This window comes from Paucibacter sp. M5-1 (assembly GCF_027498415.2).
Taxonomy (GTDB): Bacteria; Pseudomonadota; Gammaproteobacteria; order Burkholderiales; family Burkholderiaceae_C; genus Roseateles_E.
On sequence record NZ_JAPZLM020000001.1, the window covers coordinates 4,701,912 to 4,724,853 of the forward strand.

Consider the following 22,942-nt stretch of genomic DNA (forward strand, 5'->3'; position numbering starts at 1 on the left):
GGCGCAGCCGATGCCGCACGATGAACTCGGCGTAGTACAACGCGGCGCTGAAGGCACGCGGCGCACTGTCGGTGTGGCTTGACAAGGAGACGGCTTGGCATACCAAGCCCAACGGCAAACGCTGGGCTCGGTGCAGAGCCTGCTCAAACTCGCGGGGCTTGATTGGTCGGTGCCGGACTTCAGCACGGTGAGACGTCGTCAGGCCAGATTGCAACTGCAACTGAGCTTCACCGAGGTCCAGTTCATGCCGCAAGGCCGAGGAGTCGGCGGCCACATGGTGCGGGCGGGCGATGATGGCCAGGGCGGCCAGGGTCGAGTCCGGCTGTGGCCGTACTGCGGTTGCGGCGCCGGCATCAAACGGTGCGCTTGACCCGCCCTCCAGCATGGCGTTGGATGCATCTGCCGTGATATTCATGGGACTCCCTGGGCCGCTATCAGCGGCTATTTCACGCAACTTGAAGACTACGGGCGATAGTCGCCGAGCATCCCAATCTCAGGAAATCCCTCTTGGGGGGCTCATGGCCCCACCGACGCGCGTCTACTTCACCCAGGTATTGAGCTGGATGATGGGCAGCAGCACGGCCAGCACGATCAGCATCACGATGGCGCCCATCGCGACGATCAAGAGCGGCTCCAGAATCGTCGCGGCGGCCATCGCGCGGCGCTGCACCTCGGTGCCGAGTTGGCGGGCGGCGCGTTCCAGCATCTGCGGCAGCGAGCCGGTCTGCTCGCCCAGGCGGGCGAACATCGCGAGGATGCCCGGGAAGCGCTTCTTGCCGGCCAGGGCCGAGCCCAGCGGCGCGCCCTCGCGCACCTGCACCAGCGCGTCCAGCGCGTCGGCCCGCATCGCGCGGTTGCCCAGGGTCTCGGCCGCCGCCTGCAGGGCTTTCAGAATCGGCACGCCGGCGCCGGCCAGCATCGCCAGCGTGCTGGCGAAGCGCGCCGCGTTGTAGCCGCGCGCCAGCCGGCCGATCAGCGGCACGCCCAGCATCGCGGCATCGAAGCGCTCGCGAAACGCTTGGTTGCGCAGCATCCACGACAGCCCGCTGAAACCGGCCACCAGGGCCGCCAGCACGGCCCAGCCCCATTGGCGCGCGAAGTCGCTGATCGCCAGCATCGCGACGGTCAGAAAGGGCAGGGCGCGCTTGGAGCCGGTGAAGACGGTGGCGATCTGCGGCACCACATAGGTGACCAGAAAAATCACGATGACAACAGCGATCAGCGAGACGATGGCCGGGTAGGCCATCGCGCCAATCAGCTTGGCACGCAGGTTCTGGCGTTCCTCCAGATCGTCGGCCAGGCGCTCCAGCACCAGGCCCAGCGCGCCGCTCTGCTCGCCGGCCGCGACCACTGCGCGGTAGACCTCGTCGAACTCGCGCGGCGCGGTGGCCAGCGCGCGCGCAAAGGTGGCACCGCCGTTGACCTCGGCCTTCAGCTGGGCCAGCAGTTCGGCGATGCGCTGGTCCTCGCTTTCGTCGGCCAGCGCGGTCAGTGCCCGCTCGATCGGCAGGCCGGAGCCGACCAGGCCGGCCAACTGGCGGGTCCAGACCGACAGCGCGGTGGCGCTCAGCACGCGCCGGCTCCAGCGTCTGCCATGGCCCTCCTGACCCTGTTGTTCAACCGGCTGCACGCTCAGCGGCACCAGCGCCTGAGCGCGCAGCTGGGCCCGCGCGGCGCGCGCGCTGTCGGCCTCCAGCAGACCGGTGCTGCTGCGACCGGCGGCGTTCAGGGCTTCGTATTTGAAGGCGGGCATGGCGGCTGTATTAGTCGCGGGTGACTCGAAGCACTTCTTCGGCCGAGGTGATGCCGGCCGTGATCAAACGCTCGCCATCCTCGCGCATCGAACGCAGGCCCTTGGTTCGCGCCGCCGCCTGCAGCTCGCCCTCGGACGTGCGCTGATGGATCAGCGCGCGCAGCTCGTCATCCACCACCATCAGCTCGTAGACCCCGGTGCGGCCCTTGTAGCCGGTCTGCCCGCAGGCCGGGCAGCCGACCGGATGCCAGCGCCCGTCGGGGCCCTGGCGCTTGCAGCTGCCGCAGAGCTTGCGCACCAGACGCTGGGCCTGCACGCCCAGCAGGCTGGAGCTCAGCAAGAAGGGCTCGACCCCCATGTCCATCAGCCGGGTCACCGCGCTGGGTGCGTCATTGGTGTGCAGCGTGGCAAGCACCAGGTGGCCGGTCAGCGAGGCCTGGATCGCGATCTGGGCGGTCTCGTAGTCGCGGATCTCGCCGATCATGATGACGTCCGGATCCTGGCGCAGGATGGCGCGCAGGGCCTTCGCGAAGGTCAGGTCGATCTTGGTGTTGACCTGGGTCTGGCCGATGCCGCCGAGCTCGTACTCGATCGGGTCCTCGACCGTCAACACATTGGTCGTGCTGGTGTCCACCGTCTGCAGCGAGGCATAGAGGCTAGTGGTCTTGCCCGAGCCGGTCGGGCCGGTCACCAGCACGATGCCGTGCGGCTGCTGCACCAGATGCTGGAAGGCGCTCAGCACATCGCCGCTCATGCCCAGGCCTTCGAGCGTGAACTTCGATTCGCTCTTGTCCAGCAGGCGCAGCACCGCGCGCTCGCCATGGGCCGAGGGCAGGGTGGAGACGCGCACATCGATGGCGCGGCCGCCGATGCGCAGCGAGATGCGTCCATCCTGCGGCAGGCGCTTCTCGGCGATGTCGAGCTCGGCCATGATCTTCAGCCGCGAGATCAGCGCGGCATGCAGGCCGCGGTTGGGTTGCACCACCTCGCGCAGGGTGCCGTCGACCCGGAAGCGCACCGAGCTGGCGCGTTCGTAGGGCTCGATATGGATGTCGCTGGCGCCGTCCTTGGCGGCCTGGGTCAGCAGCGCATTGAGCATGCGGATGATGGGCGCGTCGTTGGCCGCTTCCAGCAGGTCCTCGACGGCCGGCAGATCCTGCATCATGCGGCTCAGGTCGACCGCGCTCTCGACCTCACCGACCACGACGGCCGCGCTCGATTCGCTGCCTGCATAGGCGCGGTTGATGCGCTCGGCCAGGCTGGCCTGGGCCTCATGCTCCATGCGGTCGATGCTGTAGAGGCGCTGCACCTCGGACAGCGCGGCCAGTGTCACCTGCGGCGGCGCCCACAGCACCAGCTGGGCGCCATCGTCCTCCAGCAGCACCGTGTGGGTGCGCGCGAAGGCGTAGGGGAGGGGGTGGCGGATCGCCATGGCTTTAGTTTGTCTTGCCTTGCTGGGGCACCGCCGGCTGCGCACCCGGCAGGACTGGCAGGATCGGCGCGCCGGTATCGGGCAATACCGGGTTCGGGGCGGGCTGGGCGTTCTGCTGCAGCGCACGTATTGACTCGTAGCGGTCCAGGGTCACCTGGTCGGCGCCGAGCTGGTTGCGCAGCACCACCGGGCGCAGGAAGACCAGTAGATTGGTCTTGATGCGCTTGCGGTTTTCGCCCTTGAACAGATTGCCCAGCAGCGGAATATTGCCCAGACCCGGCACCTTGTCCTCACCGTCGCTGTACTCGTCCTTCATCAGCCCGCCCAGCACGATGATCTGGCCGTCATCGGCCAGCACCGTGGTCTCGATCGAGCTTTTGTCGGTGGTCGGGCCGGCGCTGTTGGTGACCCCTTGCACCACCGAGGAGTTCTCCTGATAGATCACCATGCGCACCGTGCCGCCCTCGCCGACCTGGCTCTTGATGCGCAGGGTCAGGCCGACGTCCTTGCGCTCGATGGTCTGGAAGGGGTTGACCGTGCCACCGGTGCCGGCGCCGGTGTTGGTGAAGGAGCCGGTGATGAAGGGCACGTTCTGGCCGATCACGATCTTGGCTTCCTCGTTGTCCAGCGCCACCAGATTGGGCGTGGAGAGGATGTTGGCGCCGGTCTGGGTTTCCAGGAAGTTGGCGATCGCGCCCAGCGTGTAGAAGTCGCTGACCTTCTTCAGTACGCCGATATTCAGGCCCTGGTTGACGCCGCTGGCGACCGCCGTGCCTATCGTCGTGCGCCCGCCGGCCGTCGCGGCCGACAAGTTGACGATATTGGAGTTGCCGCTGCCGAAGTTGGTGCCCAGGCCTGAGATCGTGCGGTCGCCGTCCTTGCCGAACAGGCTTTGCCACTGCACACCGAACTGCCCGGTCTTGTTGGCATCGACCTTGACGATCATCGACTCCACATAGATCTGGGCGCGCCGGCCGTCGAGCTGGTCGATCACCGCGCGCACCTGGCGATACAGCGGCTCGGCGGCGGTGATGATCAGCGAGTTGGTCGAGGGGTCGGCCTGAATGAAGCCGCCGGTCGACGGACCCGCCGAGGCGCTGACCGGCGAGGTCGAGGCCGATGAGTTGCCGCTGCCGCTACTGCTGTTGCTGCCGCCGCTGCCGGTGGCGCTGATCGTGCCCTGGGCGGCCGGTGTCAGCTGCGCGTTGTTGCTGGTACTGCCGGTGCTGCCGCTGCCGCCGCCCGCGCCACCGAAAGCGGCGCGCAGCACCACGGCCAGCTTGGCGGCTTCGGCGTTCTTCAGGTGCACGACGCGGATGCCCGGGGCGTCGCCATCGGGCAGCGGCTGGTCGAGCTTGGCAACGGTGGCGCGGGCGCTGGCCAGCCGAGCCGGATTGGGCGCGCGCAGTATCAGCGCATTGCTGCGCGGGTCGACCAGCACGCTCAGCGATCCGCTGGCCTGGCCGGGCGCACCGGCGACGGCGCCGCTGCCGGCCTCGCCGAGTTTTTGCACCAGGGCCGCGATGTCGGCAGCCAAGGCATGCTTGAGCGGCACGACCTCGATATCGGTGCTGGACGGCGTGTCCATCGCCGCGATGATGCGCGTGAGCCGCTGCAGGTTTTCGGCGTAGTCGGTGATCACCAGGCTGTTGTTGCCCGGGTTGGCATTGATGGTGTTGTTGGGGCTGATCAGCGGGCGCAGCACGGCCACCAGATTGTTGGCGTTCTCGTGGTTGAGCTTGTAGATCTGGGTCATCACCTGGTCGCCGCGCTGGCTGCTGGCGCCCACCGCGACCGCGCCGGTCTGCAGCTTCGCGTCGGCCTCGGGCACGACCTTGTACAGGCCGCCGGCCTCGACCACCGTGAAGCCCAGGCCGCGCAGCCCGGCCAGATAGCTCAGATAGGCCTCGCGCACGCTCAGCGGCTGCTCGCTATAGAGCGTGATCACGCCCTTGACCCGCGGGTCGATGACGAACTGGCGGTCCATCATCACGCCAATGGCGCGGGTCACGGCCTCGATGTCGGCGTTGACGAAGTTCAGCGTCACCGGGGTCTGGGCCTTCAGCGCCGGGCCGCGCGCGGCCGCAGTGGGCGCCTGGGCCTGCGCCGGCGCGGCAGCGGCCAGGGCCAGCAGGGCCAGCAGCGGGAGGAGCCGGTGTGTCTTGATCATCTCGTTCATCCAATCGAGATCACCGAGCGGGCGCCTTGGCGCCGGCCGATGATGTTCAGAAGATTGTTCAGCGCGGCTTCGCGCTCGGGCGCGGCCTGAGCCTCGCCCTGGAAACGGGCCTTGCCGCCGCTCAGTACGCCCTGGCCGCTCAGCAGCAGCGCGCCTTCCAGCGTACTCAGTCGCAGCGTCGAGACGCCGGCCGCCGCCGGATCGGCCGCAATGCTGAAGCGGTAGCTGCCCAGCGGCGCCAGGGTCGAGACACGCGAGGACAGGTTGACGAAGTCCAGGTCCAGCTGGCCCAGTTGGCGCCAGCGCCCCTGCGCCCATTCGAGCCGGAACTCGCGCGCGCTCAAGCGCATGCCACCGCCCAGCTGCAAGGTGTTCCAGGGCGTGCCCAGCCCGCCCAGCCAGGCGGCCGGGAAGCGCGTCAGCCAGTCGGCGCCCTGCTGCTGCGGCAGGCTAAAGCCCAGGCTGCCCAGGCCCGGTTGCAGCAGGATCTGCAGCTCGCCGTTGATGCAACAGGCCTGGCGTGCGCTCATCAGCAGGCCCAGGCCCTTGGGCGCCAGCGTCCATTCGATGCGGCCGGGCAGCAGGCTGGCGTCGCGGCTGCCGGTGCCACCGGTCAGCACCAGCACGCCGCTGCCGCTCCAGAGGCTGCCGCGGGTTTCGGCCAGCAGCAGATGGCCGCTGCTGGCCTGGGCCAGGCCGCGTGCCAGCCAGCTGGCCGGGGCAAACAGGATCAGGCCCAGCAAGGCGCCGACCAGGGCGCCGCCGAGACTCCAGCGCAGACTCGGTGGCTTGATCATGCCGGTGCTCCCAGCGCCAGCACGATGCTGCCGCTGAAGCCCTGCGGGCCGCGCTGCAAGGTGGCCTCGACCGGCCGGGCGCGGGCGGCACTGCGCACCTCGCCAAGCCAGGCCTGCAAGGCCTCGCTGCCGACGCCGTTGAGGCTCAGCACCGCACGCTCGCCGCTGATCGACAGGCGCGCGGCCGGCCCCAGATGCTCGCTGGCAGCCTTCAGCGCCTGCAGCGACTGCGCCGCCGGCACGGCCGGCTGCTCACGCAGCTCGCGCGCTTCCTGCGCCAGGCGCTGCATCTGCTGCAGCTGGGCATCGAGCTGGCTCAGCTGGCCCGGCGCGGCGCGCACGGTGCGCAGCGCCGGTTGCACCGCGACGCTCCATAGCAGCAGCAGGCCCAGCGCGGCCGCGCCCAGCTGCGCGACGGTCCGCTCGCGCTCACCCAGCGCCTGCCAGCGCGACTTCAGCTGCTGCCATTGGGCCGCTTGCTCGGGGCTGAGGGCTAATCCGAGGGTCTTTCGTCTGCTGCTCATAGGGCGCGTGCGCGGCTCAGGGCCATGCGGCCATCATTGATCTCGAGCTGCCAGCCTTCGCTGTGCAGCTGGCGACGGAACTGCTGGATCTGGGCCTCGCTCCAGCCGGCGGCGGGGATCAGCAGCCGGCCGGTCTCGAAGGACAGGGCATCGGCCGGGCCGCGTTCGGCCGGCCAGGCGGTGGCGGCGGCGGCCAGCAGGGTTTCCAGGTCCTGCTCGCCGGCCCGGCCGGCGCTGGCGCGCAGCAGCTCGGTCTCGCGCTGCATCTGCAGCGGCGCATCAAGGATGGCGCGCACCTGCGGGTGGGTGTTGCTGAGCGTCTGGTTCAGCGCGGCGCGTCGTTCGCCGAGCTCGCTCCTGAGCTGCCAGGCCCACAGATTCAGGCCCAGCAGCTGCACCGCCACCAGGCCGGCCAGGCCCCAGCGCACCGGGCGCCAGCGGCTGCTCATCAGGCTGCGCCAGACCTCGCGCAGCGCGCGGATGCCGCGGGTGCGCGGCGCCAGCTCGAACTGGCGCAGATTCCAGGGGCTGTTGATGACATGCAGAGCGCGCTCGGCGTCGGACAGTGGCGCCACTGCCGTGCCCAGCCAGTGCTCGGCGGCACCGATCACGCCGGGCGAGCCGGTCCAGCGTGCGGCCTGCACCACTGCAGCCGGGAACAGGTCGCGGGCCAGGCTGCCCTGCAGGCACAGCGTGCTGACGCCGTCGGCATGGCTCCAGCGCAGCCCGCATGGATCGGGCTGGGCGGGCTGGGCGGACTCGAGCCCGCTGGCGAAGAAATGGCCGCGCGCCTGGGCCTCGGGCCAGGACAGCGGCGCCAGCCGGTCGACAAAGACCTGGGCCTGTTCCAGATGCGCCAGCTGCTCGACCAGCCAGGCCTTGTGCGTCACGACGACCCAGGCCTGCTCGCCGGCCTGCACCCCGGGCTCGATCGCGAAATGCAGGCTTTCGGTGTCGTCGAGCAAGGCTTCTTCCATCGTGCCGGCCAGCGCGGCGCGCAGGTGGGCACGCGCGGCACGCGGCAGCGCCAGCCGGTGCCAGCTCAGGTCGGCCTCGGCGGGCACCGCGATCACGGTGTCGGCGCGCGGCAGCAGCGCGGCGACGCTGCGACCCTGGGCCGTCGCCTGGACGCCGTCGTGGCTCAGCACATAGTCGTACTCACGGCCATGCTCGCCTCGGCTCAGGCCGTCGGGCGTGGCTTGGCCTTGGGCGCGCAGTCGGCCACGCTGGGGCAGGAGCAGGATCAGGGTGGTCATGGCTTATGGGTGGGGCATTCTAGGAGCAGCTTGTGTCGGCCCGACGCTCATCGTCCGGCTTCGAGCACCAAGTTGACGCGCTGGCGGTTCAGCACCAGCATGTCCAGGTCGCGGCGTTGTACCAGCGAGCGCTCCTCCAGCACCCGTGCCTCGAGCCGCAGCCGGCCGTTGACGATGAAGTAGGAGGAGACGAAGGCGGCGCGCTCGCCGCTGAGCACAACACCCTCGGGCAGCAGGGCCTTGGCGTCTTCCAGATTGCGCATCGGTGCGTTCTGGCGCTGCTGCACGACGCGCTCGGCCGACGCCAGGTCCATGCCGTCGAACAGCGCCGCGATCACCTCGCGCGGCGCGGTGTTCAGATTGACCGGTGTGCGCGCCGGCAGCAGGGTCAGCAGCGGCCGCAGCCGGACCACGATCTCGGCCGGGATGCCCAGCCATTGCAGCTGCTCGAGGGTCTGCGGGCGCAGCGGCGCCTGGGCCTCGGGCTTGTCAGCAAAGGCGGCGCGCAGCTGGCCGGCGATCTTGGCGGCGGTATCGGCCGGCACACCGGCGCTCTCGCACAGGCGGGTCAGGGTGCGCAACTCCAGGGCCTGGGCGGCCTCGTCGCCGCCGACCAGATTGCGCAGGTTGTACTGGGCCTGGGCATCCAGCAGCGTGCCGGACAGAAAGGCCTCGGGCCCCTCGTCCTTGCCGGTGTCTTCACTGGCGTTCGTGCGGTCGGCGGCCAGAAAGGTCGAGAGCCTGGCTTCGGCCAGCGGCACGGCCCAGACCTCGCCGAGATGGTCGACGGGATCGTTGCGGTTGGCGCGCGCGTCCTCACGCAGAATCAGCCGGGCCCAGTCCAGCGCGCCCTGCAGAATCCAGGCGGACTGCGCGCGAGCACGGTCTGCGGCCTCGATCTGCACCGCCCGGTACTGACGCCACACCATGGCCGAGGCCAGGCTGGCGACCAGCGCGACGATCAGCAGCGCCGTCAGCAGCGCGGCGCCTGATTGAGCCCCTCGGCCGCCGGGTACAGCGTCCGATCCCCCGAGGGGATGGCGGCCGGCTCGGGGCGGCCCGTCGCTCGGCCGCGTGATGCCGGCCCTCATGATTGCGGCCCCAGCACGATCTGCCGGGTCAGCGGCCCGCCATGGCCGCTGCCGGGCGCGAACTGCAGAATCATCCGCACGCCACCGGGCAGCACCCGGCCGGGGCCGGCCGGGCCCGAGGCCGCGGGTGGCGCTTGCTTGACGTCGTCGCTGGACATGGCATTGCTCCAGGCATTGCCGCGATAGAAGAACATCTGCCAGCCGCTGACGCCGCCCAGCGCCATCAACTGCCGATCCTGGTCGCCCAGGCCTTGCTGGCTGCGCAGCGAGGCGTCGTTCAGCGCGGCGATGTTGTTGAGCGTCGCGCTCTCCCAGCGGTAGAGCCGGCCCTCGCGCACGGTCCAGGCCACCAGCTGCAGGCCGCCGGGCTGCTGGCGGGTGATGCGCAGGCTGGCGCCGTCGAAGCTCAATGGGCTGACGTCGCCGCCGCCGTCCTGCAGCGAGCGCAGATCCTGTTCCCATTGCGCCAGCACGGTCTGCAGCCGCTCGGTCTGCGCCAGGCTGCCCTGGCTGATGTCGCGGCTGCGCAGCATGCCGTCGATGCCGCGCCAGGACATCACCGCGATGGCTGCCATGATGAGCAGAGCCACCAGCACCTCGACCAGGGTAAAGCCGCGCTCGCGTCCGTGCACCTTCAGTACCTTCCGACGATGGTGGACAGGCTCAAAAGCGGCACGCCCTGATCATTGGCGATCAGCGCGTCGACGCGGCGGAAATTCGGGTTCGGCGTCGGCCGCACGACCAGGCGCCCGGCATAGTCGCGGCCCAACTGGCTGCAGGCGAACTCGATATCACCGACACCGGGGAACTGCCGCGCCAGGCGCAGCTCGGTCAGCTGATTCTCTGCGCACCACTGGGCGGCGCTGACCTGGGCCAGTCGCTCGGCATTGCCGGTCAGCGCGCCGGCCGCCTTCAGGCCGGCCGCCAGCGTGATCGCGACGATGGCCAGCGCCACCAGCACCTCGATCAAGGTAAAGCCTTGCAAAGCTCTCTTCACGGGGCGGTCTCGGGTTCGTGCTGCGGCTCGAACGGCCCCAGGCCGTCGGTCACCAGCGCGATGCGCTGTGCGCCCAGGCTCAGGCGCAGGCGCTGCGCGCCGACCATGGGCTCGGGCCCGAGCTGAACCGAGCGTGCGCCGACGATCTCCACCGCCACCGCCTCGCCCAGCCAGCGGCGCGGCAGCTGCATGCGCTCAGGCAGGCCGCGAAAGCGGAACTGGTCACCGGAGTCGTCGTTGACCGGCGCCCATTGCACCGTCAGCCCGGCCGCACGCGCTTCGGCACGCGCCGTCTCGAACAGTGCCGCCAGCCGCTCGGCCTCGCGCTCCAATTGCGCACCCGCCGGGTCGCGCAACGCCAGGCTCAGGGTCGCCGTCGCGATCGCAATCAAGGCCACGACGACCAGCAGTTCGATCAATGTAAATCCACGGACGTAACGCTTTGGCCGTCCGCCGGGCCGCCCCAAGGACGGCCTCTGCCGAACCCGGATGGGCAAACCCGGCCAGGTTCGGCGTCCCCTCGGGGGACCGACTGTGTACCCACAGGCGAGGGGCGCCACCCTACTGCCAGGAGCCGATGTCGGCGTCCTTGCCCTCGCCGCCAGCCTGGCCATCGGCGCCAAAGCTGTAGACATCGATCTCGCCCTTCACGCCCGGGTTGGCGAACTGGTAGGGGCGGCCCCAGGGGTCGTTGGGCAGCTTCTCGACATAGGGCTTCCAGTTGGCCGGGGCCGGGCCGCTGCTGGGCTTGCGTACCAGGGCCTCCAGGCCCTGCTCGCCGGTGGGGAATCTCTGGTTGTCGAGCTTGTAGAGCTTCAGCGCCTGCATCAGGTTGTTGACGTCGGTACGCGCGGCAGTGACGCGGGCATCATCGGCCCGGTTCAGCACATTGGGCACGATCAGGGCGGCCAGCACGCCGATGATGACCAGCACCACCAGCAATTCGATCAAGGTGAAGCCGCGTGGGCGGCGTGACGTATTTTTAACGCTGAGGCTTGGCATGGAGGCGCCCGGTTGTCGCATTGGCATGAATCATAATCGGCGCATGCTCGCACGATTGTTGACCTTTGCCGTCTGGGCCCTGCTGGCCCTGTGCAGCGCCTTCTGGTTGCTGAAGCTCTTGCCGGCGCCGCTGCCTGTGCCGCCGCAGGCGCTGCCGGCCGCCGACGGCACGGGGCCGCGCGCCGACCTGAGCCGCTTGTTCGGCGCGCCGCAGGCCGCGCCGGTGGTCGAGGTCGCGGCACCGGTCGATGGACGCTACAAGCTGGTCGGCCTGGTGGCCCCCAAGCAGGGCGGTGGCCGCCATGCCGGCGAAGGCGTCGCGGTGATCACGGTGGACAACGCGCCGGCACGCACGGTGCGGGTCGGTGCGGCTGTCGACGGCGAATTGCAGCTGCTGGCGCTGGACGGCAATTCGGCGGCACTGGGCCGCCAGGGTGTGGTCAGCCTGCGCCTGAGCTTGGCGCCGCCGGTGCCGGCCGCGACCGGCAGCCTGCCGGCCGCCGTCGCGCTGCCGCCGCCGCAGATCAACAGCAACCCGCCGCCGCAGGCCTTGCCCGTGATGCCGCCCGCACAGCCACTGCCGCCGGAGCTCCCGCCCACCCAGACCGGGCAGGACGGCAACACCGGCAATACCCGCTGATCCTCAGCGTTTGCTGAGCGGGCCGCCGGCAGTGCTGAGTGGACCGCCGGCGGTGCTGAGCGGCTGGGTCAGCATGGGCAGCGGCGCCGAGTCGGTTGCGCCGGGCCGGTCGGCCAGCTCATGCAGATCGGTCAGCAGCGCGCCGGCACTGCGTATCAGCGGCCAGGCGAGCGCGGCGCCGGTGCCGTCCGCGCTCTGCATGCCCAGTTCCAGCAGGGCCGAGGCATGGAACAGGGCCAGCGCTTCGTCCAGGCCACGGTGGGCGTGGCTGCGGCAGAATACCGCATAGTCGGTCACCGGTGCGGCGATCAGCGCGGCGATCTTCAGCGCCGCGCAGGCGGACATGCCGTCGACGATGATCAGCTGGCGTTTGCTGGCGGCCACCAGCATGGCGCCGACCATCACCGCGATCTCGTAGCCGCCCAGCCCAGCCAGCACTTCCATCGGCTCCTGCAACTCGCGGTGCCGCGCCTGGGCGCCTTGCAAGATATGCAGCAGCCGGGCCAGATCGTCCTGGCGCATATCGGGGCCGGACACGATGAAGTCGCGCAGCGGGCTGTCGGCCAGGCGGGACAGCAGCAGCGCCGCGCTTTCTTCCGAGCCCTGGCCGAGGCCGGCGCAGGCCAGCACATTGCCGCTCAGGCTGTCGGCGATCTCCATGCCGACGCGTACACCGGCATGGGCTTGTTCCATGCTCATCGCCGGGCCGCCCCGCGAGTTGCGTGTGCCATGGGCGATCTTGCGCGACAGCAGCCGGGCATGGGGCAGCAGCGGCTCGGCGATGCCGCAGTCGACCACGGTCAGCTGTAGTCCTTGCTGACGCGCGAACACCGCCACCGGCAGCCGGTGCTGCAGGGCCAGCAGGGCCTGCTCGCGGGTGGTGCGGCCGTGCAGCAGGGCGATGCCCTCCACCGCGATGCCGTGGTCGGCGGCGAACAGCAGCAAGGCGGGGTCGCGAAAGCGCGGGGTCAGGGTGTTCTGCACCAGGCCCAGGCGCACCGCCAGCGGCTCCAGCTCGCCCAGGCCGCCGGCGATCGCGGCGCGCCGATCGACGCGCTCGCGCAAGGCGCGCTCGAGCTCGGGATTGGCGGTCGGCGAGATCAGCGATTGGTGGATGGGCATGGCTGGCTGGATTCTGGGCTATGCGCCGGCCGCCGTCATCCGCACTTGCCCGGCAGCGCTCAGCGCAGGAAGAGCTTGTAGACCGGGTTGCTGCTCTCGTCCTCGTAGGGGTAGTTGAGCGAGTCGAGGAAGTCGCGCAGCGCCGCGCTGTCACCCCGCGGCACCTGGATGCCGACCAGGATGCGGCCGTAGTCGGCGCCCTGATTGCGGTAATGGAACAGGCTGATGTTCCATTCCGGGTGCATGCTGGACAGGAAGCGCATCAGCGCGCCGGGCCGCTCCGGGAAGATGAAGCGGTACAGCCGCTCATTCTTGGCCAGCTCGCTGCGACCGCCCACCATATGGCGCACATGCTGCTTGGCCAGCTCGTTGTCGCTCAGATCGACCGCCGGGAAGCCATGCTTGGCAAACTGGCGCGCCAGCTTGTCGGCCTCTTCGCGCTTGGTGATGGCGACGCCGACAAAGACATGGGCCTCGTTCTGGTCCGAAATGCGGTAATTGAACTCGGTCACGCTGCGCGGCCCGAGCAGCTCACAAAAGCGCTTGAAGCTGCCGCGCTCCTCGGGAATGGTGACCGCGAACAGGGCCTCGCGCTGCTCACCGACCTCGGCCCGTTCGGCGACGAAGCGCAGGCGGTCGAAGTTCATATTGGCGCCGCAGGTGATGGCGATCAAGGTCTGACCCTTGGCACCGTTCTTGGCCACATACTGCTTGAGTGCGGCCACGCCCATCGCGCCGGAGGGCTCCAGGATGCTGCGAGTGTCTTCGAACACGTCCTTGATCGCGGCGCAGACCGCGTCGGTGTCGACGACGATGTAGTCATCGACCAGGGCTTGGGTGATGCGGAAGGTTTCCTCGCCAACCAGCTTGACGGCCGTGCCGTCGGCGAACAGGCCTACGTCCTGCAGTTGCACCCGCTTGCCGGCCTTGATCGAGCGCAGCATCGCGTCCGAGTCCTTGGTCTGCACGCCGATCACCCGGATCTCAGGGCGCACCGCCTTGATGTAGGCAGCGATGCCGGAGATCATGCCGCCGCCGCCGATGGCGACGAAGATCGCATCGATGGGGCCTGGATGCTGCCGCAGGATTTCCATCGCGATCGTGCCCTGGCCGGCGATCACATCGGGATCGTCGAAGGGATGGACGAAGGTCAGCTTTTGCTCGCGTTCCAACTCCAACGCGCGGCCATAGGCATCGGTGAAGCTGTCGCCGTGCAGCACGACCTCGCCGCCCATTGCCTGCACCGCGTCGATCTTGACCTTGGGTGTGGTGACGGGCATCACGATGACGGCGCGGCAGCCCAGCTTCTTGGCCGACAGCGCCACGCCCTGGGCATGGTTGCCGGCCGAGGCGCAGATCACGCCCTGGGCACGGGCCTCGGGGCTCAGATGCGCCATCTTGTTGTAGGCGCCGCGCAGCTTGAAGCTGAACACCGGCTGGGTGTCCTCGCGCTTGAGCAGCACCTTGTTGGCCAAGCGTTTGGAGAGGTTCTTGGCGGCATCCAGGGCGGTCTCGTCGGCGACCTCGTAGACCTTGGCATTCAGAATTCGCTGCAGATAGCTGTCACCGCTGGGCATCAGGGCGGGCTTGCCGATGCTGGTGGATCGGGTGGTGCGGGGCTTCCGTGCAGGGCCGGCCATGAATGCTCTCCAATGCTGGGTGTTGCGGCGCAGCATCATAAGCCAGGGCCTGCCGGCGCTTCGCCGCCTGCGTGGGCACGAAAAAAAGCCCGAGTCCTTGCGGGCTCGGGCTGAATCCACCATGGAGGCGGTGGAGGAGACAATCGGTGCAATGAAGAAAACGTACAGGCGCCAAGGCGCGAACTTGTTCGTTTGTTTTCGTTTGCTTGCTTAGAATTCTAATCGCAGCTTATGTTGCGCCGCAATATTTTTTCACCAAGCGGCGGTGGAAAGTCACAGGGCAAAGCAAGATGGAATGCACGATCAACTGGATGGGGGCCGATGGCATGGCTTTTGTCGCCGAAACCGGCAGCGGCCATCTGCTGAATATGGATGGGGCCCCTGCGGGCGGCGGTCGCAATCTGGCGCCGCGGCCGATGGAGACGGTGCTGGCCGGCACCGGCGGCTGCACGGCCTATGACGTGGTGTTGATACTCAAGCGCGGCCGCCAGGACGTGCGGGGCTGCCAGGTCAAGGTCAAGGCCGAGCGGGCCGAGACCGATCCCAAGGTCTTCACGCAGATCCATATGCATTTCATCGTCAGCGGCCGTGGATTGAATGCGGGCGCGGTCGAGCGGGCGGTGGCGCTGTCGCATGAGAAGTACTGCTCGGCCAGCATCATGCTGGCCAAGACGGCCGAGATCACCACATCGATCGAGCTGGTCGAGGTCTGATCAGAGGCGGTGAGCCGTCACCGTCATCACCTTGGCGGCCAGGCGCATCAAGTCCTTGACCGGGGCCGGCAGCTCGGCGGCGCCAGCGGCCTGGGCTTCATCGGCATGACGTGCCTCGTCGAGCTTCATCTGCTCGACGATGGCGCGTGAGCCGGCATCGTTGGCCGGCAGCCGGTCCAGATGGCCGGCCAGATGCTGCTCGACCTGGCGCTCGGTCTCGACGACGAAGCCCAGGCTGATACGGTCGCCGGCAAGACCTGCAAGCGTGCCCAGTGCGAACGCGCCGCCATACCAGAGCGGGTTCAGATAGCTGGTGTGGCTGTTCAGGTCCTTCAGGCGATCACGCGTCCAGGCCAGGTGATCGATCTCCTCGGCAGCAGCCTGGTGGAAGTGGCTGCGCAGCTGCTCATTGCGACACACCAGGGCCTGCGATTGATAAAGCGCCTGGGCGCACACCTCGCCGACATGGTTGACACGCATCAGCGCGGCCGACAGCCGCCGCTCGGCCTCGCTCATCGCGATCGGCTCAGCCGCAGCCTCGGGCGTGCTGCGCCCGGCGGTATAGGCGCCGAACAGCGCGCGCAGGCCGTTGTCCAGGCTGGCCAGCAGTCGGTCTTTGGCGTCAAGTCTTTGTTGGGTGTGCATACGCTGATAGTTTAGGGGTGGCCCTGCTGTTTACCCCCGGACTGGGTGAGTTTCGCGGGGTCAAACGACGCTTTGTCAACCGCTGGCGCGGTATTGCTGTTCTGTGACGATTTTCAAGCCTTTGTGTCTCGTTGCGTGATGACAACGAAGCCTTGGTTTTTCCTCTCGGTCGGCTGGTCATTCAGGGTTTGCTCTGGTGCAATACGGCAACTTCCGCTGAGGAGGTTGGCCTGATCAGCCCCGCAAGAGGGCTTCCCGGATCGGGGCCTCTTATTCAACCTAGGAGAAACGAATGAAGAAATCCCTGATTGCGTTGGCCGTGCTCGGCTCTATGGTCGGTGCTGCGTCGGCACAGTCGTCCGTCACGCTGTTCGGCGGCGTTGACCTGAATGCGCGCTACAACAAGGGCGGCGGCAAGACCTTCAAGACCCTGGGCACCGACGGCATCTACAGCAGCCGTTGGGGCGTGCGTGGCGTCGAAGATCTGGGCGGTGGCCTGAAGGCCGGTTTCTGGCTGGAAGCCGCGATCAATCCCGATGACGGCACGACCAATGCGTCGCGTTTCTGGCATCGCCGCACCTCGGTCAGCCTGATGGGTGACTTCGGTGAACTGCGTCTGGGCCGCTTCCTGACCAACCAGTTCACGGCCTACGCCGACTTCGATCCGTTCGGCACCAATGGTGTGGGCGATTCGAGCAAGTTCTACCTGCCCCTGGGCAGCGGCATGACAAGCAGCACTCGTGCTGACAACATCGTCGCTTATTACCTGCCTTCGAACCTGGGCGGTTTCTACGGCTCGGCTGAAGTGGCTGCCGGCGAAGGTGCGACCGGTGCCGGCGCCAACAACAAGTACCTGGGCCTGCGCCTGGGCTACGCCGCCGGCCCGCTGAACGTCAGCGCCGCGTTCTCGAACGCCGATCCGGACACTTCGAACGCCGATTACAAGCGCACGACCTTCTCCGGCTCGTACGATCTGGGCATGGTCAAGCTGATGGGTTTCTACACTCAGAACAAGTTCGGCGCGACAAAGCAGAAGATCGGCCTGATCGGCGCCAGCGCCCCGCTGGGTAGCGGTACGGTTCGTGCGTCTTACATCAAGGCCACCAACGTTTCGCAGCTCGCAGTGGGTTATATCCACGACCTGTCCAAGCGCACTGCGCTGTATGGCACGGTGTCCCGCGTGGATAACAAGCCTGGTTCCAGCATCAGGGTTGCTGGTCCCTCTGCTTGGACCATCGGTTCTGGCTCCGACAACGGCGGCGTTGAAGTCGGCGTGCGTCACACCTTCTGATTCCGCGCTCGCGCAAGCGAGCTTGTGGTCTCAGCGAAACCGCCCCTCGGGGCGGTTTTTTCATGCCTGCTTCACTCTCGTTAAATACGCCTGTCGCACAAGCGACAGGGTTATCGCCTGTGGGTAGGTCGCCACAAAACGATGTCTGTCTGAACGCCTGCGGCTCAGAATACGAGCACAAGAATTTTTCAAGCAGGAGACATTGATGAGCAAGAAAAAGACCTTCCTGGTTCTGGGCTTGTTGGCCGGTAGCGTCAGCGCCGCCTGGGCACAGTCCTCGGTGACGGTGTACGGCATTCTGGATGGCGGTGTCAGCTACACCTCTGGGATCGCCGGAGGTGCCCGCAAGCAGGTGGTGAGCGGCATCATGGACGGTTCGCGCCTGGGCTTCCGTGGCAACGAGGATATCGGTGGCGGCTATCGTGCGCTGTTCGTGCTGGAGAATCGCCTGGAGCTGGACACCGGCACCAATAGCAACACGCCTGTCTCGGGCACCACCTTCCTGCCGGACCGCTGGGGCAAACAGTCGGCGATCTTTACCCCGACGACCTTCACTCTGCCTGGCACCATCCCGCCGGCCTTGGCTGCGCAGTTGATCGGCGGCGCGACTGCCGGTTTGAATTCGGCTCTGCAAACCGTGACCAGCACCTTGGGTGGGAGTCTTGCGGCGGCCTCGTTTGGCGTCAATATCGGCAACGCGCGATTCTGGGATCGCCAGGCCTATGTCGGCCTGGTCACCCCCGTTGGCGCGGTGCTGGCCGGGCGTCAGTACACCCCGGCTTATGAGTTGAATGCGGCCTTCGACACGATGGCCACGCAGTCCAGCCTGGCGGCCGGTCAGGTGGCTGCCGTCCCTGCCGTGATCGATATCCGGCAGTCGAATGCGCTGCAGTACCGCATTCAGCAGGGCGGCTTGTCGGCCAGCGTGATGGTGGCGGCCGGCGAGGGTTCGACCTCTCAAGGGCGCTTTTATGGCGCGATGGTTCAGTACAAGACCGATGCCTACGGTGTCGGCGTTGGCATGAACTCCAAAGAAAACGAGCTGGGCCAGCGCTCGCTGCGCTCCATCACGCTGGGTGCGTCGGCCAAGGTCGGTCCCGGCACCGTGAGCTTCTTGTACAACGACATTTCCGACCCCAATCCTTCTGGCCTGTCCGCGCTGCTGAATGGCTTGCGCACTGCGCTGGTGGGTCAGGTCCGGCCGGGCCTGGCGGCCCAGCTCAATGCCGCAGCACCCGGTGTGGGTACCCTGTTGGCCAGTCAGATCAATGTCGATGGGCTGGTGAATAACTACAAGTCGGCCTTTGTGCAGGATGCTGCAGCTTTCAGCATTGGCTATCGCATGACCATGGGGCAGCACACCTTCTACACCGCGTTCAACCGCCTGGATGACAAGACGCGTATCAATGCCGACACGGACTCTTACGGTGTGGCCTACAGCTACGCGCTGTCCAAGCGCACCGATCTGAATTTCGTGCTGACGCATTTCGACAACAAGGGCATGGGCCAGGCCGCACCCGGCCAGGCCGGTTTCCTGGGTGGCTTCACCAGCGCGCCGGGCGTGGACTCCAACAATGTGGCGATGGGCATCCGGCACCGCTTCTGAGTGGATGTTCAAGGCGTGATGGCACCGTGGTGCCGTCAACACAAGGCCGCTGCGAAGCGGCCTTTTTTATGCACGCTCATCTGCCGTGACTTTTCACCGAGCGATGATGACGGCCTTGCTCTAGTTTCTTGCCATGCCGTACCGATTCAGACCCTGCCTGCTGCTTGTCCCCGTTCTGCTGATGTTGGGCTGTGCCCAGACGCCCGAGCGGCAGCCGCAGGAGCCGGTGCTGGAGGGCTGGTCGGCGCGCGAGCTGCCGGGCAAGCGGGCCACCCGCTACAGCCTGGCCCGGCGTGAGGGCAGGGCCTGTGTTCACGCGCAGGCCGATCAGTCCGCCAGCCTGTGGCGGCGCCGCTTGCAGCTGGACCCTCAGCAGCTGGGTCCGCTGGAGTTCGACTGGTGGATTGCCGGCCAGCCGGGTGGTGCCACGGTGACCGACCCCGAGACCGACGACGCGTCGGCGCGCCTGGTGCTGGCTTTCGATGGCGACGCGAGTCGCTTGTCGGCGCGCAACCGCATGATGTTCGAGCTGGCCCACACCCTCAGCGGCGAGGCGCCGCCCTTCGCGACGCTGATGTATGTCTGGGATGCCCAGGCTACGCCCGAGACCGTGGTGATCAGCCGGCGTAGCGACCGGGTGCGCAAGATCGTCGTCGGCTCCGGTCCCAGTGCCAAGCCGCGCTGGCAGCGCTTCAAGCGCGATATCGCCGCCGACTACCGCCTTGCTTTTGGCGAGTTGCCCGGCCCCTTGATCGGCGCGGCCTTCATGACCGATGCTGACAACACCCGCGGCCGGGCCGAAGCCTGCTACGGGCCGCTGGTGTTCCGCGATGGCGAGCAGCGCAGCCTGCCGGGCAGCCTGCTGTTCTGACACTTACTTTCGTCGCTGGCCCATCAGGGCTTTCCCGTTTGTAGCGCCGGGCAGACTTCTCCATGATGGCGCCCAGATGACGTCGCCCCGACTTGGTGCCTCGCTCATCGCTTGCCGTGACAGGCGGGTGCATTGCTTCGAAGAAGCAATGCCAAGGCTTGGCCTGATTCATGCGTACCATGCGCTCAGCAATGGCCCCGATGCACCCCTCACTCTCTGCTGACAAAGCGCCGAACAAGACATGCTAGTTTTTATTCTGAGACGCCTTGCCCAGGCCATCGCCGTGATGCTGACGGTGGCCTTCATTGCCTTCATGCTGTTCCAGTACGTCGGCGATCCGGTGACCAATCTGCTGGGCCAGGACGCGACCCCTGAGCAGCGCGAGCAACTGCGCAAGGACCTGGGCCTGGATGACCCCTTTCCGGTCCAGTTCGCCAAATTCATCGGCAACGCGGTGCAGGGCGAGTTCGGCCTGAGCCTGCGCCAGGGCCGCAAGGTCTCGACTCTGATTGCCGAGCGCTTCCCGGCCACGCTGGAGCTGTCGATGGCGGCCGGTGTGATCGCGCTGGGCGTGGGGATTCCGTTGGGGGTCTATGCCGCGCTGCGGCGCGGCCGCTTTCTCTCGCAGATGCTGATGACGCTGTCGCTGCTGGGCGTGTCGCTGCCGACCTTTCTGATCGGCATCCTGCTGATCCTGATCTTTGCCGTGACGCTCAAATGGCTGCCCAGCTTCGGCCGTGGTGATGTGGTCGCACTGGGCAGCTGGACCACTGGGCTGCTGACTGTCGACGGGCTCAAGCATCTGCTGTTGCCGGCGATCACGCTGTCGGTGTTCCAGCTGACCCTGATCATGCGCCTGGTGCGTTCTGAGATGCTGGAGGTGCTGCGCACCGACTACATCAAGTTTGCCCGTGCCCGTGGCCTCAGCAATAACGCGGTCTACTTCGGCCATGCGCTGAAGAACACCCTGGTGCCGGTGATCACGATCACCGGCCTGCAGCTCGGCTCGCTGATCGCTTTCGCCATCATCACCGAGACGGTGTTCCAGTGGCCCGGCATGGGCCTGCTCTTCATCCAGGCGGTGCAGTTCGCCGACATCCCGGTGATGGCCGCCTATCTGTGCCTGATCTCCTTCATCTTCGTCACCATCAATCTGCTGGTCGACATGCTTTATTTCGCGGTCGATCCGCGCCTACGCATCGAAGGCAAGGCCGGAGGCCATTGATGAGCGGTGCCTATCAGCGACTCAGCGCGCTGCATGGCGAGTTGACCGCGCTGCGGCGCGAGTTGCATGCCATGCCTGAGCTGGGTTTCCAGGAGACCCGCACGGCGGCCCGCGTGGTCGAGGCCTTGCGTGTGTGCGGGGTCGACGAGATCCATACCGGCATCGGGCGCACTGGCGTGGTCGCGCTGATCCATGGGCAGGGCGGGGCGGGTGGCCGCTTGCTGGGGCTGCGCGCCGATATGGATGCGCTGCCGCTGCAGGAAGACAACGACTTTGCCTGGCGCTCGGCCAGCCCGGGCTTGATGCATGCCTGCGGCCATGATGGCCACACGACCATGCTGATCGGGGCGGCCCGCTACCTCGCACAGACACGGGCTTTTGCCGGCACGGCGGTGCTGATCTTCCAGCCCGGCGAGGAGGGCTACGCCGGCGCGCGCGAGATGATCAATGACGGCCTGTTCGAGCGCTTCCCGGTCGAGTCGGTCTATGCGATGCACAACTGGCCGCAGATGCCGGCCGGCCATATTGGCATCAATCGCGGCGCGATGATGGCGGCGGCCGATCAGGTCGAGATCGTGCTGACCGGGCGCGGTGGTCATGGGGCGCATCCGCATCTGGCGGTCGATCCGGTGCTGATGGCCGGCCATGTGATCACGGCCGTGCAAAGCCTGGTGTCGCGCAATGTGGCGCCGCTGGACCAGGCCGTGGTCAGTCTGTGCTCGCTGCGTGCCGGCGAGCCGGGCGCCTTCAGCGTGATCCCGCGCGAGGCCCGGCTGACCGGCACGGTGCGCAGCTTCCGGCCCGAGGTGCAGCTGCTGATCGAGCAGCGTCTGGCCGAGCTGGTGCAGTCGCTGGCCCAGGGCTTCGGTGGCAGTGCCAGCGTCAGCTATCAACGCCTGTACCCGGCCACCATCAACTCGGCCGCTGAGGCCGATTTCGCGGCCGATGTCGCCGAGCGGCTGGTCGGCGCGGCCCGCCTGAACCGCGAGCTGCCTCCCAGCATGGGCTCGGAGGACTTCTCCTTCATGCTGCAGGTCAAGCCGGGCGCCTATCTGCGCCTGGGCCAGGCGCGCACCGAGGGCGAGAACTGCGGCCTGCACAACCCCCGTTACGACTTCAATGACGAGGTTCTGCCTCTGGGTGCGGCGCTTTTCGCCGGCCTTGTCGAGCAGGGCCTGCCCCTATCACCGAGCGAGTCCGGAGTATCCACGCCATGAGTTCCCCTAGTTCCCCTGTTGCTGCGGCACCGAATGCCTTGCAGCGCTTTTTTGATGGCGATGTCTGGCATTCCTTCCGTGCTTCGCCGACGGCCATCGTCGCGGCCATCATCGCCTTCATCTGCGTGTTCTGCGCGCTGTTCGCCGAGTTCGTCGCGCCGCACAACCCTTTCGATCTGGCTTCGCTGGAGCTGATGGATGCGCGCCTGCCGCCGGCCTGGATGGAGGGTGGCAGCACCAAATACCTGCTGGGTACCGACGACCAGGGCCGTGACCTGCTGTCGGCCCTGATGTACGGCGCGCGCATCTCGCTGTTCGTCGGCCTCGCCTCGGTCGTGCTGTCGATGATCATCGGCGTCGGCCTGGGTCTGCTGGCCGGCTTTGTCGGCGGCAAGGTCGATGCCTTCATCATGCGGGTCTGCGATGTGATGCTGTCCTTCCCGTCCATCCTGGTGGCGCTGCTGATCGACGGCGTCGGCCGGGCCATGTTCCCGAATGCGCACGATGCGTTGGCTTTTGGTGTGCTGATCTTCGCGATCGCGCTGACCGGCTGGGTGCAGTACGCCCGCACGGTGCGCGGCTCGACCATGGTGGAACGCAACAAGGAGTATGTGCAGGCGGCCCGCGTGATCGGCGTCAGCTCGCTGCGCATCATGCGCAAGCATGTGCTGCCGAATGTGCTGGGGCCGGTGCTGGTGCTGGCGACGATCCAGGTTGCCGCCGCCATCATCACCGAGGCGACCCTGTCCTTTCTGGGCGTCGGCGTGCCGCCGACCAGTCCGTCGCTGGGTACCTTGATCCGGGTCGGCAACGACTTCCTGTTCTCCGGTGAATGGTGGATCACGATCTGGCCCGGCGTGATGCTGGTGCTGATCGCCCTGTCCGTGAACCTGCTCGGCGATTGGCTGCGCGACGCCCTCAATCCCCGCCTGCGCTAAGAG

22 protein-coding genes and 1 pseudogene are annotated in these 22,942 nt (G+C 67.5%); 9 read left to right on the forward strand and 14 right to left on the reverse strand.

What is annotated here, in order from left to right:
* Positions 1–47 precede the first annotated feature (47 nt).
* A pseudogene (locus O5M90_RS22380) lies at positions 48–229 on the forward strand (transposase); the annotation flags it as partial.
* A gap of 309 nt (positions 230–538) precedes the next feature.
* On the opposite strand, the gene gspF reads toward O5M90_RS22380, so the two are convergent.
* The 11 genes from gspF to gspG form a co-directional block, all read right to left on the reverse strand.
* The gene (gene gspF / locus O5M90_RS22385) at positions 539–1,753 is read right to left on the reverse strand and encodes a type II secretion system inner membrane protein GspF (RefSeq protein ID WP_269838013.1); all 1,215 of its coding nucleotides are present in this window, start codon (positions 1,751–1,753) and stop codon (positions 539–541) included.
* A gap of 10 nt (positions 1,754–1,763) precedes the next feature.
* A complete protein-coding gene (gspE, locus tag O5M90_RS22390) occupies positions 1,764–3,179 on the reverse strand; it encodes a type II secretion system ATPase GspE (protein WP_137941648.1) in 1,416 nt (471 codons plus the stop codon).
* 10 nt (positions 3,180–3,189) lie between these two features.
* A complete protein-coding gene (gene gspD / locus O5M90_RS22395; RefSeq protein WP_269838012.1) occupies positions 3,190–5,355 on the reverse strand; it encodes a type II secretion system secretin GspD in 2,166 nt (721 codons plus the stop codon).
* A gap of 5 nt (positions 5,356–5,360) precedes the next feature.
* On the reverse strand, positions 5,361–6,161 hold the full coding sequence (gene gspN / locus O5M90_RS22400; protein WP_269838011.1) for a type II secretion system protein N: 801 nt from the start codon (positions 6,159–6,161) through the stop codon (positions 5,361–5,363).
* Positions 6,158–6,685 carry a type II secretion system protein GspM gene (gene gspM / locus O5M90_RS22405; RefSeq protein WP_269838010.1) on the reverse strand — a complete coding sequence of 176 codons (528 nt, stop codon included), beginning with the start codon at positions 6,683–6,685 and terminating at the stop codon, positions 6,158–6,160. The genes gspN and gspM overlap by 4 nt, the downstream gene beginning before the upstream one ends.
* Positions 6,682–7,941 carry a type II secretion system protein GspL gene (gene gspL / locus O5M90_RS22410; RefSeq protein WP_269838009.1) on the reverse strand — a complete coding sequence of 420 codons (1,260 nt, stop codon included), beginning with the start codon at positions 7,939–7,941 and terminating at the stop codon, positions 6,682–6,684. The genes gspM and gspL overlap by 4 nt, the downstream gene beginning before the upstream one ends.
* Before the next feature lie 47 nt (positions 7,942–7,988).
* Complete coding sequence (gene gspK / locus O5M90_RS22415) at positions 7,989–9,032, reverse strand: type II secretion system minor pseudopilin GspK (protein WP_137941478.1); 1,044 nt, start codon at positions 9,030–9,032, stop codon at positions 7,989–7,991.
* Positions 9,029–9,664, reverse strand: a complete 636-nt coding sequence (locus O5M90_RS22420) for a prepilin-type N-terminal cleavage/methylation domain-containing protein (RefSeq protein ID WP_269838008.1) — start codon at positions 9,662–9,664, stop codon at positions 9,029–9,031. Before O5M90_RS22420 ends, gspK begins: the two co-directional genes overlap by 4 nt.
* Before the next feature lie 2 nt (positions 9,665–9,666).
* On the reverse strand, positions 9,667–10,029 hold the full coding sequence (gene gspI / locus O5M90_RS22425) for a type II secretion system minor pseudopilin GspI (protein WP_137941480.1): 363 nt from the start codon (positions 10,027–10,029) through the stop codon (positions 9,667–9,669).
* A complete protein-coding gene (locus O5M90_RS22430) occupies positions 10,026–10,526 on the reverse strand; it encodes a pilus assembly FimT family protein (protein WP_440402347.1) in 501 nt (166 codons plus the stop codon). Before O5M90_RS22430 ends, gspI begins: the two co-directional genes overlap by 4 nt.
* Positions 10,527–10,590: 64 nt before the next feature.
* Positions 10,591–11,052, reverse strand: coding sequence for a type II secretion system major pseudopilin GspG (gene gspG / locus O5M90_RS22435; protein WP_440402524.1), 462 nt, complete (start codon positions 11,050–11,052; stop codon positions 10,591–10,593).
* Positions 11,053–11,074: 22 nt separating this feature from the next.
* On the opposite strand from gspG, the gene O5M90_RS22440 reads away from it, so the two are divergent.
* Positions 11,075–11,671 (forward strand): hypothetical protein, encoded by a 597-nt coding sequence (locus O5M90_RS22440; RefSeq protein ID WP_269838005.1) that lies wholly within the window; start codon positions 11,075–11,077, stop codon positions 11,669–11,671.
* 3 nt (positions 11,672–11,674) lie between these two features.
* Here the strand turns inward: O5M90_RS22440 and O5M90_RS22445 are convergent, their stop codons facing one another.
* Both O5M90_RS22445 and ilvA read right to left on the reverse strand, forming a co-directional pair.
* Positions 11,675–12,793 (reverse strand): nicotinate-nucleotide--dimethylbenzimidazole phosphoribosyltransferase, encoded by a 1,119-nt coding sequence (locus O5M90_RS22445; RefSeq protein WP_269838004.1) that lies wholly within the window; start codon positions 12,791–12,793, stop codon positions 11,675–11,677.
* 59 nt (positions 12,794–12,852) lie between these two features.
* Positions 12,853–14,433 (reverse strand): threonine ammonia-lyase, biosynthetic, encoded by a 1,581-nt coding sequence (gene ilvA, locus O5M90_RS22450; protein ID WP_440402348.1) that lies wholly within the window; start codon positions 14,431–14,433, stop codon positions 12,853–12,855.
* Positions 14,434–14,723: 290 nt separating this feature from the next.
* Between ilvA and O5M90_RS22455 the strand changes: the two genes are divergently transcribed.
* The gene (locus O5M90_RS22455; protein WP_269838003.1) at positions 14,724–15,146 is read left to right on the forward strand and encodes an OsmC family protein; all 423 of its coding nucleotides are present in this window, start codon (positions 14,724–14,726) and stop codon (positions 15,144–15,146) included.
* On the opposite strand, the gene coq7 is transcribed toward O5M90_RS22455, so the two are convergent.
* Positions 15,147–15,791: a 2-polyprenyl-3-methyl-6-methoxy-1,4-benzoquinone monooxygenase gene (gene coq7 / locus O5M90_RS22460; protein WP_269838002.1), complete on the reverse strand. Its 645-nt coding sequence runs from the start codon at positions 15,789–15,791 to the stop codon at positions 15,147–15,149.
* Between the two features lie 292 nt (positions 15,792–16,083).
* Between coq7 and O5M90_RS22465 the strand changes: the two genes are divergently transcribed.
* The 6 genes from O5M90_RS22465 (at position 16,084) to O5M90_RS22490 (ending at position 22,939) form a co-directional block, all read left to right on the forward strand.
* Complete coding sequence (locus O5M90_RS22465; RefSeq protein WP_269838001.1) at positions 16,084–17,082, forward strand: porin; 999 nt, start codon at positions 16,084–16,086, stop codon at positions 17,080–17,082.
* A gap of 205 nt (positions 17,083–17,287) precedes the next feature.
* A complete protein-coding gene (locus O5M90_RS22470) occupies positions 17,288–18,688 on the forward strand; it encodes a porin (protein WP_262971307.1) in 1,401 nt (466 codons plus the stop codon).
* Between the two features lie 181 nt (positions 18,689–18,869).
* Positions 18,870–19,559 (forward strand): DUF3047 domain-containing protein, encoded by a 690-nt coding sequence (locus O5M90_RS22475; RefSeq protein WP_269838000.1) that lies wholly within the window; start codon positions 18,870–18,872, stop codon positions 19,557–19,559.
* A gap of 241 nt (positions 19,560–19,800) precedes the next feature.
* A complete protein-coding gene (locus O5M90_RS22480; RefSeq protein WP_137941488.1) occupies positions 19,801–20,784 on the forward strand; it encodes an ABC transporter permease in 984 nt (327 codons plus the stop codon).
* Positions 20,784–22,001, forward strand: coding sequence for a M20 aminoacylase family protein (locus O5M90_RS22485; RefSeq protein WP_269837999.1), 1,218 nt, complete (start codon positions 20,784–20,786; stop codon positions 21,999–22,001). The genes O5M90_RS22480 and O5M90_RS22485 overlap by 1 nt, the downstream gene beginning before the upstream one ends.
* On the forward strand, positions 21,998–22,939 hold the full coding sequence (locus tag O5M90_RS22490) for an ABC transporter permease (protein WP_269837998.1): 942 nt from the start codon (positions 21,998–22,000) through the stop codon (positions 22,937–22,939). The genes O5M90_RS22485 and O5M90_RS22490 overlap by 4 nt, the downstream gene beginning before the upstream one ends.
* The last annotated feature ends 3 nt before the right edge of the window (positions 22,940–22,942 follow it).

Bases quoted from the DNA above. Each gene is read 5' to 3' on its own strand.
- O5M90_RS22485 (WP_269837999.1), top strand. From the start codon at position 20,784: ATGAGCGGTGCCTATCAGCGACTCAGCGCGCTGCATGGCGAGTTGACC.
- ilvA (WP_440402348.1), bottom strand. From the start codon at position 14,433: ATGGCCGGCCCTGCACGGAAGCCCCGCACCACCCGATCCACCAGCATC.
- gspL (WP_269838009.1), bottom strand. From the start codon at position 7,941: ATGACCACCCTGATCCTGCTCCTGCCCCAGCGTGGCCGACTGCGCGCC.
- gspF (WP_269838013.1), bottom strand. From the start codon at position 1,753: ATGCCCGCCTTCAAATACGAAGCCCTGAACGCCGCCGGTCGCAGCAGC.
- gspK (WP_137941478.1), bottom strand. From the start codon at position 9,032: ATGAGGGCCGGCATCACGCGGCCGAGCGACGGGCCGCCCCGAGCCGGC.
- coq7 (WP_269838002.1), bottom strand. From the start codon at position 15,791: ATGCACACCCAACAAAGACTTGACGCCAAAGACCGACTGCTGGCCAGC.
- gspN (WP_269838011.1), bottom strand. From the start codon at position 6,161: ATGATCAAGCCACCGAGTCTGCGCTGGAGTCTCGGCGGCGCCCTGGTC.
- O5M90_RS22440 (WP_269838005.1), top strand. From the start codon at position 11,075: ATGCTCGCACGATTGTTGACCTTTGCCGTCTGGGCCCTGCTGGCCCTG.
- gspG (WP_440402524.1), bottom strand. From the start codon at position 11,052: ATGCGACAACCGGGCGCCTCCATGCCAAGCCTCAGCGTTAAAAATACG.
- O5M90_RS22445 (WP_269838004.1), bottom strand. From the start codon at position 12,793: ATGCCCATCCACCAATCGCTGATCTCGCCGACCGCCAATCCCGAGCTC.
- gspD (WP_269838012.1), bottom strand. From the start codon at position 5,355: ATGATCAAGACACACCGGCTCCTCCCGCTGCTGGCCCTGCTGGCCCTG.
- O5M90_RS22480 (WP_137941488.1), top strand. From the start codon at position 19,801: ATGCTAGTTTTTATTCTGAGACGCCTTGCCCAGGCCATCGCCGTGATG.
- gspM (WP_269838010.1), bottom strand. From the start codon at position 6,685: ATGAGCAGCAGACGAAAGACCCTCGGATTAGCCCTCAGCCCCGAGCAA.
- O5M90_RS22465 (WP_269838001.1), top strand. From the start codon at position 16,084: ATGAAGAAATCCCTGATTGCGTTGGCCGTGCTCGGCTCTATGGTCGGT.
- O5M90_RS22475 (WP_269838000.1), top strand. From the start codon at position 18,870: ATGTTGGGCTGTGCCCAGACGCCCGAGCGGCAGCCGCAGGAGCCGGTG.
- O5M90_RS22455 (WP_269838003.1), top strand. From the start codon at position 14,724: ATGGAATGCACGATCAACTGGATGGGGGCCGATGGCATGGCTTTTGTC.
- O5M90_RS22470 (WP_262971307.1), top strand. From the start codon at position 17,288: ATGAGCAAGAAAAAGACCTTCCTGGTTCTGGGCTTGTTGGCCGGTAGC.
- O5M90_RS22490 (WP_269837998.1), top strand. From the start codon at position 21,998: ATGAGTTCCCCTAGTTCCCCTGTTGCTGCGGCACCGAATGCCTTGCAG.